The 12,112-nt window shown below is 62.5% G+C and carries 12 protein-coding genes and 1 tRNA gene; all 13 read right to left on the reverse strand.

The window, feature by feature from the left end; translation table 11 throughout:
* Positions 1-65: 65 nt before the first annotated feature.
* Positions 66-509 carry a single-stranded DNA-binding protein gene (locus LDJ84_RS06850; RefSeq protein WP_033982358.1) on the reverse strand — a complete coding sequence of 148 codons (444 nt, stop codon included), beginning with the start codon at positions 507-509 and terminating at the stop codon, positions 66-68.
* A 73-nt stretch (positions 510-582) separates the two neighbouring features.
* Positions 583-1,110, reverse strand: coding sequence for a DUF3158 family protein (locus LDJ84_RS06855; RefSeq protein WP_033982360.1), 528 nt, complete (start codon positions 1,108-1,110; stop codon positions 583-585).
* A complete protein-coding gene (locus LDJ84_RS06860; protein ID WP_033982363.1) occupies positions 1,107-1,907 on the reverse strand; it encodes a PFL_4669 family integrating conjugative element protein in 801 nt (266 codons plus the stop codon). Before LDJ84_RS06860 ends, LDJ84_RS06855 begins: the two co-directional genes overlap by 4 nt.
* A 317-nt stretch (positions 1,908-2,224) precedes the next feature.
* A complete protein-coding gene (locus tag LDJ84_RS06865) occupies positions 2,225-3,469 on the reverse strand; it encodes an STY4528 family pathogenicity island replication protein (RefSeq protein ID WP_033982366.1) in 1,245 nt (414 codons plus the stop codon).
* A 3-nt stretch (positions 3,470-3,472) separates the two neighbouring features.
* On the reverse strand, positions 3,473-4,033 hold the full coding sequence (locus tag LDJ84_RS06870; protein ID WP_033982368.1) for a DUF2857 domain-containing protein: 561 nt from the start codon (positions 4,031-4,033) through the stop codon (positions 3,473-3,475).
* Between the two features lie 15 nt (positions 4,034-4,048).
* The gene (locus LDJ84_RS06875; RefSeq protein WP_033982370.1) at positions 4,049-5,677 is read right to left on the reverse strand and encodes a ParB family protein; all 1,629 of its coding nucleotides are present in this window, start codon (positions 5,675-5,677) and stop codon (positions 4,049-4,051) included.
* Entirely contained in the window at positions 5,670-5,918 is a 249-nt protein-coding gene (locus LDJ84_RS06880; protein ID WP_012205954.1) for a hypothetical protein, read from the reverse strand. Before LDJ84_RS06880 ends, LDJ84_RS06875 begins: the two co-directional genes overlap by 8 nt.
* Positions 5,902-6,777: a ParA family protein gene (locus LDJ84_RS06885; protein ID WP_033982372.1), complete on the reverse strand. Its 876-nt coding sequence runs from the start codon at positions 6,775-6,777 to the stop codon at positions 5,902-5,904. Before LDJ84_RS06885 ends, LDJ84_RS06880 begins: the two co-directional genes overlap by 17 nt.
* A 42-nt stretch (positions 6,778-6,819) precedes the next feature.
* Positions 6,820-7,032: an AlpA family transcriptional regulator gene (locus LDJ84_RS06890; RefSeq protein WP_033982374.1), complete on the reverse strand. Its 213-nt coding sequence runs from the start codon at positions 7,030-7,032 to the stop codon at positions 6,820-6,822.
* Positions 7,033-7,150: 118 nt separating this feature from the next.
* Positions 7,151-7,906, reverse strand: a complete 756-nt coding sequence (locus tag LDJ84_RS06895) for a hypothetical protein (RefSeq protein ID WP_033982375.1) — start codon at positions 7,904-7,906, stop codon at positions 7,151-7,153.
* Positions 7,907-8,457: 551 nt separating this feature from the next.
* Positions 8,458-10,386 (reverse strand): tyrosine-type recombinase/integrase, encoded by a 1,929-nt coding sequence (locus LDJ84_RS06900; protein WP_033982376.1) that lies wholly within the window; start codon positions 10,384-10,386, stop codon positions 8,458-8,460.
* A gap of 240 nt (positions 10,387-10,626) precedes the next feature.
* Positions 10,627-10,700, reverse strand: a tRNA-Gly gene (locus LDJ84_RS06905).
* 152 nt (positions 10,701-10,852) lie between these two features.
* Positions 10,853-11,746, reverse strand: coding sequence for an alpha/beta fold hydrolase (locus LDJ84_RS06910; protein ID WP_024767717.1), 894 nt, complete (start codon positions 11,744-11,746; stop codon positions 10,853-10,855).
* Positions 11,747-12,112 lie beyond the last annotated feature (366 nt).

A 12,112-nucleotide genomic window follows, 5' to 3' on the forward strand; every position in this document is an offset into this window, starting at 1 on the left:
TCCCCTGGGGATAGCTCGCAGGTGCATGGACAGCAGCGAAGCACCGCAACCGCCTCCATGCCGGATCACTTCCTGCGCTTGACCTCCTTCGGCGCAGTCGGTTCCTGGGCTGCTTGGGGCTTCGGCTGCGCGTCCTGCGCGGTTTTGGGGCTGAGGGTCACGGACTCGACGCGGAACGGCAGGATGCCGACGCTGCGTGCGTTGATCTGCCAGGTCTCGCGCGGCTGATCTTCGTTGTCCGTCCAGGGCTCGCGCTCCATGCGGCCGACGACCAGCACGCGCATGCCTTTCTGGTACAGATCCTTCCAGTGCGCGACGTCACGGTGCCAGATTTCCACCGGTGCCCAGAAGCCGCCGCGATCCTCGAAGTCGCCGCCTTTGGTGGGAACGGGGTTGTCGAAATACACGTTCAGCCGCAGTAAGCGCCGCGGCTCGTCGTTGCCGTTGGGGAACTCCCGGTACTCGGGCGGGGAGCCAATGTTGCCTTCGCCCCAAAAGTGCGTGCTCATGTTGCAATCTCCATGGTGGTTGAAATACTCGTGCCGCGTCGGCTTCGGGCGCGTACTGGGGAGTCCGGTGCCATCACCGGTCACGCATTCCAGATGGGATGGACTTGAGCCTGCGCAGGTAGGCGTCTTCCGCCTCGGCCGCCTTGCTGGCGCATTCCTGTGCCTGCCTGCCCAGGGTGTGCAGCAGACTGATCTGCATGTTCAACGTGATGCGCTGAAGCTCGATCGCGTGCAGCTCGGCCAGCAGATTGACCGGCGTGCCGGTGCTCGCCATCAATTCCTCCCACAGGGCCACACCCATGGCTGAGCGGTCGTGTTTGCGCCAGCGCAAAAACGCCGTGCCTGCGCCAGTGGTTTGCTGGACCAACTCCACGGGCAGCAGGTGGAAGGGATGCCCGACTGCCTGTTGCAGCACCTGCCGCTGCGTCAAGCCAATCAACTCGTCGCGCATGGCGAAGCACTGGCTGGCCCAGGCCTCAAGATCCCCCTTACCCTTAAAAGGCTTCAAAAGGCCTTTTAGAGAGGCAGCGTGTTCCAGCTTCATGAAGGCTGCCTGTTGCAGGCCCAGGAAGTAGCGGGGTTCGCGGTTCGGATCGCTCATGCCTGCTCGCCCTCGATCTCGCCGGCGCTGACTTCGGGTGCTGTGTCAGTGGCCAGCTCGTCGGTGGCGGCCTCGTCGTTGGGGGCGGGCGCTGCAGCAGGACTCTCGGCACGCTGTTGCAGGCCACGGCGCACGATGGGCGGCGCGAACTTCGAGCGGCGCGTGCCTTCCAGCACGTCCTGCGGCAGTTCGCCGAATTTCTCCAGCGCCGCCCGAGCTGCGGCGTTCTTTGATACGAAATCGTCGCGCGTACAGCCCGAATAGCGGTATTGCTGGGCCAGCGAGAACAGGCTGCGCAGTGCATGGGCGCCCTCGTTGAGCCAACGCTCCAAGGTGCTGCGGTCGATGAGTGCCGTGTGGTGGGCGAGGATCAGTTTGCGGGCGATGTCGTCGTATTCGGCCAGCAGATAGACGGCGGCAAAGCCGAGCTGCGCATTGACGAACAGCGGCAACTTGACGGGCTGAACGTTGAGGTTTTCGCCCAGGCTGAGTGCCGGCGGCACGCTCGCCAGTGCCTGATCCACCTGCTCGCGCAGCGATTGCAGCGTGGTCTTGGTCTGGTCGAGCTTGACCTCGATGCGCAGCATCCACCAATCCGAGTACGGGTCGTCCTGTTCCGAACCGCGCCGCATCTTGTTCATTTGGGCGATGTAGCCGTTCAGGCCAACGATGCCCGGTCGCCCCTCGGCGGCGGCCCGGCCATGCCAGATGCGCGAAGCGTGGTGCGTGTGAAGCGTCAGCGACATCGCGCTGCGCAGGGAGCCGAGATTCAGTTGCAGTGGTTCATTGGTTGCCATGGTGTCCGCTCGTTGTGTGGAAAGGAGCGGTCAGCTTCGGCAGGAAGCGGAAGGCCGTCAGTCAACAAACCGAAACCTGCCAGACCCCGGTTCAGCGCGTGGTGGCCGCCTGCGGCGCGAGCTATCCCCTGGGGATAGCTCCATGGAGCGCCAACGAACGCTGCACGTCGGGATCAGGGCGGACAACGCAGATGCTGCTGCAGATGTTCGAGGCCAGGCTTGCGACTGCACGGCATCCGCCCCAACGGTGAAACTATCCCCAGGGGATAGCTCTATTGGCATCCATGGGCGTCCACTTCACGGCCTTGTCAGCCGGCTCACTTGCTGGCGAGCAGGTCTCGCAGCCGCTCGATGTGCTGCCTGGCGACTTCTGGTGGTACCGGCTTACCCTGCGTTTGGACCGACGATGTGGGTGGTGGCCGTTCGTTTGGCGGAGCGGGTGCCGGTGGCGGGTCTTTCTTGGCCCAGGCATTGAACTCGCCGTGGATGGCTCGCTGGATGATGCCGAATAGATACCCAGCGGGATTGCGGATGCCGTGGTTGCTACAACGCGCGGCCCATTCGTCCAGCACATCCTGCCTCAGCGAGGCATCAACCTGCTGCAATGCCACCTTGGCACCCGCCTGCTGTTCCGCCTTCAGTTGCGCAAAGCGCTTGGGCCATTGCAGATCGTCCAGCGCGCGCGCCTGCGCAGTAGTACGTATTTCATTAATACAACTACTACGTACTGTACGGGCCTGCTTCGGATTCCGAAGAGAGACGTCTGGCGCGGGTTTCGGCTCTGCTTCGGAATCCGTAGAGGGGCGTTCGCCATTCCGAAGAAAGCTCGGAACCCCTTCTTCGGAATCGTGACTGGCGTCTTCCTGTGGATAACTATCGCTGGCCGTAAAGTCCTGGTTGGCGAGACGTTCGGCCATCACCTGCAACCGTGACGGGAGGGTGCGTCCGGCCAGCAATGGGTCTTCACCGATTTCCTTGAGCGTGTGCAGGCCCACGATCTGCACGGCCTTGGCAGAATGGCCGAGCGCCTGGCTGACGAGTTGCAGGTAGTCGGGGTCGAGCTGCATGGCCTCGAACGGTGTCAGGGACTCGTCGTGCAGCACGTACAGATTGCCGAGGATGCGGCCGGTCTTGGGGTCACGCCGTCGCTGAACCAGGCTCAGCCAGCGGGTCAGGCGCATCAGTGTCAGCGCCCGTGCTACGGTTTCATGCGAGGCTTGGCCCGCGCAGGGCATGGACGCCAGCCAGGGCCGCAACTGCTCGTAGGTGGGAAATGCAGTCACGCCATCGTCGTTGAGCATCAGCCGGAACACTTGCCAGGCGTTTCGTTCCAGCGGTGTCAAGCGGCGGTCAAGGAACAACTTGCGTGGCACCGTCTCGTGCCGGTTGCCACTGAACAGAAAAGCATCGCCGGAGGTGGGCGTGGGCGACTGTGCAGGTGTAGACGCAGGTGCGCTGGGGGCGGGCTTGGGGGCAAGGTCTTTCAGCGCAGCATCGAACAGTTCTGCCAGTGCGATGGGACCTTGGCGTCGGACTCGTGATGCGGGTTCGTCCATGGCCATGACTCAAGCCAATCCCTGATCGACCCAGCCTTTGATCGAGGCCCAGACCACCGACAGAGGCAGCGACATGCCTTCGGCCAAGTCCATGGCGGCATCGAGGATGGAGGTTTCGTCTTCGAGATCGACGGTTCTGCTGTTGGTCACGGCCTTCCATCGCCGCCACAGCTCCGTGTCCTGCTCCTCGTCCAGCACGGGGTGCCGCCCCTTGCGCTTGGGCAGACCGAGGATTTCACGGCGAAGCGCTACTTCCTGATGCGTCAAGCCATAGAACTTGCTGACCATCTCGGTGCTCGCGCCCAGTCTGAGCATGCGATCGACTGTGGCGATTTCCTTCTCCACGTCTTGTGCCTGCTGGAGCAGCCGCCGCAGCACTTCGCGGTTGACCGTCACTGAGCACCACGAGACGTTGGCGTTGGCCAGCACGCTGATTAGCGCGGGATGCTTGAGGGCGTCCAGCTCTGCCTCGCCAAACCCCATTAGTTTGCAGCGGCGCAGTTGCCCATTGCGCAGGTCATAGAGGGCCTGGGCAATGACAGCCTGGTTGAGTGGGTGTGCTGTGGACATGCTGGCCTCCCTCGCTCAGGTTCCAGAGTCCGCAGCGCCGGCTTCGAGATCGAGCAGGCGGCGGGCCAGTCGCAGCAGGCGGAACAGCTTGACCAGCGCGGCGTCGCTCAATCGTCGGGTTACGTCACCCTGGCCGTGCAGCAGCGCTGGCAGGTCGATGACGAGTTGCCCGTTGTCCAGACCGACGTCGGCGGGCTGCTGACCGGCCAGGCAAGCCAACAACGCATGGACGGCACGGCCCAGCGGCGCTGGGTTGGTGGTGCGAACACGGCAGGCGAAGCCGATGCCGTCTGGGCGGTCATCGATGCACTCGCCCAGGTCTACCTCGACCGCAATCTCGCGGGCAAACTGCGCGACGTGGATGCGCAGGTGTTCGGGTGTGTCCAGGCCGGGGGCGATGTACCAGACATCCGAGATCGGATAGAGCCCGCCAGCCTGCACCGGGATGGACTGCAAGACATTCGCCGAGAAGTCGTGCGGCAGTGCATCGCCCAACTGGTTGGCGACCATGCGCTGGATGAACTCAAGCCGTTCGGTTGTCGGCGCCGGGGAGACAATGTGCTTCTGAAGCAGGTCGCCATCTGCCGCCGGACTGACCGCGCCCGAATGACTGTCATCCGCGTCGCTCTCGCCCGTCGAGGGCGTTGCCGTCGGCCTCGTGGCAGGTGGCGCGGTATTGGCAGGTGGGCGCGCGATGGCCTCTGGCTCTGGCAAGGCAGGCGGTGTCGAGGGCGGCGTCGGCTCGCTGACCAAGGCACGCTGGCGGCTCTCGGATTCGGTCATGTCCAGAGCGAGCACGTCGTAATCGACGTTCAGCAATTCGGTCATCTGGCCGATCAGCTCGTCCTGTACGCGCTGCGCAGAGAACTCGTCAGCCTGGACATCGAATTGCGACAGCACTTCCTGAAAGAACTCGTCGAAGTCCTGAACCAGTGAGCGGCCTTTGGCGTAGTGCTCCCAGGTGCGCTCGCAGGCCTTGCGCATGACCGACAACCGCTCGACCTGGTGACGCCCCAGGCCGGCGTAGAGCACGGTCGGGATTGCGGGCAGCAGGTAGCGTACCGCGTCGGCCATCCGGCTGATGTGCGACTGCTGCACGGGGTATCCGTCGGCGGCCAGGCGGCGGGCCAGCTCGGACTGGCTCAGGGTGGAGCCGCTTTCCAGTTCGTAGAACTCGCGCGCTTTCTCGACGCCCAAAGCGCGCTCGATGAAGGTGAGGCCACCGCGCAGTTCGTTTTCCGCAAGATGCCCGGTGAGCGCGACGATCTCGCCACGCTCGGGCCATGGGCGGAACAGGCATGAGACCCGAAAAAAACGTTCGTCCCTGGTCTCCGACCAAAGTTCGCGCAGGATTGCCAGTCGCGTGTTGCCGCCATTGCGGATGATGTAGTGATCGTCGCCGGGCCGCCGGGTGATGGCCGGAGCCGCGTCCAGGCCACGTTCGCGGATGGATGCCTTGATTTCCTCGTACACCGGATTGCGCTTCTTGCGCGGGTCGTGGTCGTAGGGGCGCAATTGGTCGAGCGTCACGACCATGGGCGTGTCGGCGATCGGGTCGCTCAAGGTCGTTGCTGACGGGCCGCTGCGCTCGAACCCGGACGCAAGCAGTTTGCCGGCCATCTGCTGGGAGGTGATCTCAGTCATGGCCGCCCCCCTGCGCTTGGGATCGGGTCTCGCGCTCGGCACGACGGATCTGCGCACGGGCGTTGAGGGCTGCCCGGTGATCGCTGGCCGTCGAACTGGTGTAGATCGCGGCGCAGCCTGCCTTGGTGAACTTGAGGTGACCGCCCGCCGTGCGCTTGACGTGCCAGCCTTCGCCGACGGCGAACTCGATCAGGGCGCGCAGCCGGCTGTGACCTCGGGCCAGTTCATGTGCGTTGGCCATGGGGCCTCCTGGTATCAAGAGGCTGTGGCGGACGGCCGGACACTGCGGTAAATCGATCCTGCCACTGTGGGAGCAATTCGCCGGCAAGATCGCGCATGGTGGCGAGCGCGGCGGGAGCGACTCTGCCCACTGGCTGACGGTACTCGAGCCGATGCACCGGCAGGCCGCGCGTCGCGGCACGCGGATAAGCCTCAATGGCCGGCACGTCGGTAGCCAACACACGGATGTCGGCATGGTTCTGGAACAGATCGCGCAGCGCCTGCTGGATCAGGCGGGCGTTGGCGGACACCGGATGGACGCGGTTGATGAGCAGGTGCAGCTGCGGTGGCTCGATGCCCAGCTGCCGGTACGGTGCAATGTCCTCCAGCAACTGCATGGTGCCGCGCCGCAGCTCGCGGGCGGCGAGAATTTCTGGGGTCACGGGTGACAGTGCGAGGTCGGAGGCCAGCACCGCCATCTCCAGCAGCACCGAGCGCGCGCCCTGGGTGTCGATCAGCACCAGGTCGTAGAGGGGATTGAGCGCCGGAAGCAGATGCCGCAGCCGCAAGCGCCCGTCCGGCGCGTGCAGCAGCAAAGTGTTCAGTTCGCCTCGGTGGTCGTTGGAGAGCACCAAGTCCAGGCCCGCGATGATCGTGCGGGACACAAGCTGGTCGAGGTCGCGCTCGTTGAAGGCCAGCAATTCATAGATGCCGCCCGGCGCGCGGTGAGCCAGCTCATAGTATGAGGACAAGGTGGGCTGCACATCGAGGTCGAGCAACAACACGCGCAGTCCGGCGTCCGCAGCGAGACCGCCGAGGTTCGCAGCGGTGGTGGTCTTGCCGACCCCACCTTTGGTTGAAATGATGGATACGACCTGCATGGCGTTCTCCGTGTCAAGATGAAAAGTCCGCGGGAGAACGGGTCAGGCCCGGCTGTTGACGCGCTCGTCGATCCACTGATCGATTTCGATAGAGTCCCAGCCCACAGCGCGCACGCCCAGACGCAGCGCCTGCGGGAACTGGCGCTTCTTCATCAGGTTGTAGATGTGGGCGCGTTTGAAACCGGATTTCGCTTCGACTTCTTCCAGGCGCAGGATGCGGCGCTCGTTTGGCTGCAGTACAGATGTTTGCGACATGGCAGTCACTCCTGAACGCTCAGTGGCGTTTGTTGGCGTGACCTCTATTCAATAGACACGGCTGCGAAAAGACATTGCAAATGCAATCTCCGCGACTGCACATACAAGCTGGCAAATCTCAGCGGGAGGCGCTACGCAGCCGGCGCCTGGCGGTGGCGAACTTACCGTTCAATGTCCGCTCCGCGATGCCCATGGCGCCGCTGTGATGGGCGACCAGCGCGCTGACCACGGCCTCCTGCGTCTTGAAGCTGGAGTACGGCGTGCCCGATGGCGACTGGCCGAGCATCAGCTCCAACAGGCCGCCAACGATGTTCAGGTAGGTGGCCTCGGCTCGATCACTGATCGGAGACTGCGCGCATGCCGGAATCACCGTGGGCTGCTTGAGCAGCGCGTCATGCTTGTCCTGCAACTCGCGAAGCTGACGTTTGGTCTGTTCCAGGACGGATTTCAAAGCCTGGCGTTCGACCAGCATGGCTTGCCCTGTTTCCAGAGAGATGAAGGGATGGGTGATGCGCTCGCTGCGGGAGAAGAGAAAGCCGGGCCGCTGCTCGGGGTAGTGCTGGCGCATCCAGCACTTCAGATCGACATGGCGTACCGTCAGATCAGGCGATTCAATCAACGCGGTGTCGCGCGTCGTGATGCCGTGCTGCCCGAAGGGCAGTTCCCCGTTGAGGATGCCGTCATAGATGCGGTCGGTGTACAGCCGCAGTTCGCCCAAACGTGGACAGTCCAGCGACTGCGGCAGATTCATCGGCGACGAGACCGAAGCCAGGATCGCCTGCTCGTATCGCAGCAGTCCGGCCCAGCGGATGGACGCTTCGAGCGGGCGGTAGAACACCTTTGATGTTGGTGCATCATTTTTGTTCTCGTGCATGCTCCGTCTCCTTCCAGGAGAAGAACTACAGGGCCGACTGCTTTTGCAGCCGTCCTCATGGTCGGCCTGTTGTCCGCGCAAGACGCGAGTGATGACGCCCGCTTTTGATTACTTCTGATCAGTTCGCGCAACGAGTAGGCGTTGTGTGCTCGATGTACAAAAATCCATTGAGCACAAGAAAAGCGAGCGTCAGTCGCGGCTCGACAGTGACGCTTGCGCTATCAGGATCGTGAGAAGTGGCGGCTCACGCAAAACCGTATCGGTATGGTCTGATACGGCAGCGGTTTGAAAAAGCTGCGAGCGGTCGGAATCTATTGATCCGGGCTTGGGATTGGCTGCGGAAATCCGCTGGCGTCATATCCGATGGGGATACTGATATAGCGAGATAGCATCACAGAGAAGTCACCTATGGTGACTGCCAAGCGCAGATTCGACGCTAAACACGGCCTACCAACACTTGGAAAGTGCGAGTTGGCGGGTGGTCATGCAACGATCGACCTATTGGTTCCCTGCTTGGACCTTGACCGGACGGGCTGCCGTCCGGCCTCAGCTCAACGGGCGACCAGATCTTCGGGCGTATCAACCAACATTGCCGTTTTTACCAGGCGCTCTGCAGTCTGCCTGGCCAGCACCGGAGATACTTCCGATTGCTCTGCAAGCTCATCGGTTTCTATGGCATGTGCGGCGACCAGTCGAGCTGCAAGATGCAGGTTGGTCGGATCGACTGCCTCGATGACTGGACACTTGCCCAGGGCATCGTATGGCCGCAGCAGTGCGTGATAGATGTGCCAGGTGTCGATGCCGCGCGGCACCAGCTTCAGGACAGCCTGAATCAGCTTGCGTTTGATGGGGTTGAGTTGCCAGTCCGGGACGCGCTGTCCACGGTGACCCAGATGGATCGACAGGAGATTGCCAGCCTGAATCTCGTAAGTGATCCAGCGGCGGGACTTGCCAACCAGCTTGGCGTAGTCGGCCACCGACAGGTTGTGGGATGCCTCGAACATCTCCAGCAATTGCAAGCGCTCGCGCTGCACCTCTGACAGCGTGGGTCGCGCGTACTCGGGCAGATGCACCGCCGAAAGTCGATAGACGGAAGCTGGAACCGCTGGCGCATCCGGTGCAGGCGCAACGATCAACTGAGGGGCGTTTGGATTCATGGCGGGCGGCTGCGCTGCCGCCTGTCCGGCAATCGTGGGCAGACCCTGCAGCGTGATGGTCAGGTGCGTGCTGGCAACTTCGACCTGATTCTGCTCGAACAAGTCCAGGCGGTCGGCCCAGTCTTGCATCATGACGCGGCGCTGCTCGACGTACTCGGCGTGGTTGTAGGTCGCGCTGATCCGATCCGGATCGGCATGCGAAAGTTGGGCGTCTACCCACTTGGGCGGATAGCCCAATTCATTGAGCGCGGTCGAGATGGTGGCGCGAACGCCGTGCCCAGTGAGCTGGTCTTCATAGCCCATGCGCTTGAGCGCGCCATTGAGCGTGTTCTCGCTGAGAGGTTTTTTCAGGCACCAATCACCGGGAATGAGATAGACCTGCGCTGGCTTCAGATTTCCCAGCAGATGACGAACGACTTCTTGTGCCTGCAATGACAGTGGCACGATGTACGGCGGGATGTCGGCGAAACGCTGGCGCTTCTTCTTGGTGAGCTGCTTGCGTTGCTTGAGCCTGACAACCGGGATGATCCACAGACCGCGCTCCAGATCGAACTGATCGGGCGTGGCGTAGCGCAATTCACCGGTGCGCACGCCCGTGAGCAGCAGCAGACGTAGACCCAGTTGCGTATTCAGGCGGCCGCTGTACTTGCGCAACGTCTGCAGCATTGCCGGCAGTTCGGGCATGCGCAAAAAGGGGTTGTTCTCCACCGGCGGCAGCGGCATCGCCACCACATCCAAATCCTTGGCCGGGTTGTCGCCCATGTTGGACACCACCACCGAGGCGTAGGTGAATAGCTGGCTGAACCAGGTGCGCAGCTTCTCGGCGACCGACAGCGAGCCACGCTTTTCCACTCTGCCGATGATGTCCAGCAGGTGGGCGCGGGTGACGTCGTAGACGGTCAGGTGGCGCAATACGGGAAACACATCCTTGGCGAAGACGCGTCCGATCTGTTTGGGCGTGCTCTGGCGACCCTCATTTTCCAGAGAGAGGCTGCGGTGGGCCAGCCATTTGTCGTAGATGGCCTGGAAGGTGTGCTCGCCCGCCAGGACGATGGCGTGGCGCTTGCGCTTGCGCTCCGAATGCGGGTTGATGCCCTTGGCCAGCATGGCCCGGGCCTCGTCGCGCAGATTGCGAGCGTCTTTCAGGGAAAGCGCGGGATAGCCACCGAAGGACATGCGCTCGCGCTTGCCGCCCCAAGTGAAGCGGAAGTGCCAGGCCTTGAAGCCGGTGGCGGAGATGTAAAAGTAGAGACCGTCGAAATCGACAAGCGAATACGCCTTGCCGGTCACCTTGGCCTGTCGAACCTGGAGGTCTGAAAGCATGAGTCCAACTCCTGCGAAGCGAGTTGGATGCCATGTTCCCGACGGAACCCCGGCTCCTCCAGCAACAATACGGTTTTGGGGACCTCCGTATTGCCAGTGTACCGCTCAACGTACCAGTTAGAACCGGCTGGGAGTGGATTTCGCTGGATGTCGGTGGATTGAGATCAGGTAAAAATCTCAATCCTGACAATGACTTACGACGTTCCCTGGCGTTCGGTGGAAGTCCCTGGAAAGTCGAAGTGGAGCGGGCGAAGGGAATCGAACCCTCGTCATGAGCTTGGGAAGCTCAGGTAATGCCATTATACGACGCCCGCTTGGGGGTGCCTTTTTACCAGAAGGGCGAGGCTTAGTGAAGCCTTGGGCGGTCGGGCGTGCCGAGTGGATGGTATTCGTGAACACGGTGGCGCAATGAAAAACCGGGGGCGGAAGGTCTGGGGCCGGCCCCCGGCTGTGTGCGCTGGCTGCATCAGCCCACCATGGCGGCGATTGGCACGCCCTGGCTGCTGGGCAGGTAGGGGTTGGCCAGGACCGGGTGGCGCTGCGGCTGGAGGAAGGTCAGGAGAGCGTCCTGGGTTTCCTGCCAGGCCTTCTTGTGTTCCACGTCGATGAAGTGGCCGGCGTTGCGGATGGTGCGGAACTCGCAGTCGCGGATCAGTTGCTGGAACAGCTTGGCCTCGGCCGGGGTGGTGTAGATGTCCAGCTCGCCGTTCATGAACAGCAGCGGGATGTCGATGGCGGCAAACTTCTCCATGTAGCTCTCGGCACTGAGCTTGAGTACCTGGCAGACGTGGAAGTGCATCTGCTGGTATTCGTGCTCGTCGAGACCGGCGACGTGGCGGAAGTTGTAGCGCTTGAACAGTTGCGGCAGGTAGCGACCGATGGTGTCGTTGACCAGGTTGCCGAGGTTGGTGCGATCGCACGCGGAGAGGTAGTCCAGGCCGCGGTGCAGGTAGTCGAGCATCGAGGCGTTGAGCAGCGGCGAGAAGGAATTGATCACCGCCTTCTGGATTCGCGCGGGGCGTTCGGCCAGGGCCAGCAGGGTGGCGACGCCGCCCCAGGAGAAGGACATGACGACGTCCGCGTGGTAGTGCTCGATCAGGCCGAGCAGCAGCTGCGCCTCGTACTCCTTGGTGATGAGCTCGCGGCAGTCGTTGTGGGCCCGCGAACGGCCCGCGTACGGCTGGTCGTAGCAGACGACGTTGAAGTGGGGTTGCAGGTATTTCACCGTTTGCGCGAAGGAGGCGGTGGTTGCCAGCGAGCCGTTGACCAGGATGATGGTCTGCCGCGCTTCCCTGTTGGCGTGAAACTCCGTGTGTACCCGGTGTTGCTGAATCTCGACGACGGCGGTTTCCGGCCTCATGTCGTATTCCTCCAGACGCAGGTCATGGTGCGCATCCACCATCGGATGCGAAGAAAGTACCCAGGCAGAGGAAAGCGTCTTGACGTGACAGCTTCATGTCACTCGACGAAAGTTAACAATCTCTTGATTTTCAAATGCTTACGACACCAAAAGACAGCGTTCCGAAGCCCGTGGGGGCGCGGAAGATTGGCTTCTGATCAGGCGGGGGAAGGTGCGGCTCGGGGAACAGCTGCCGCGGGAATCATTGTTGGTTGCGCTGCGTGACTCATTGGTCACGCTTGGGCCAGAGTTAAGCAGGGTGGTCCGGCGCCTGCAACTGCCAGTGGGCGGCTGAGTCACATCGTTCTGCCGAAATCCGACGAAATG

This window comes from Pseudomonas sp. HS-18, assembly GCF_020401845.1.
Lineage (GTDB): Bacteria > Pseudomonadota > Gammaproteobacteria > Pseudomonadales > Pseudomonadaceae > Pseudomonas > Pseudomonas nitroreducens.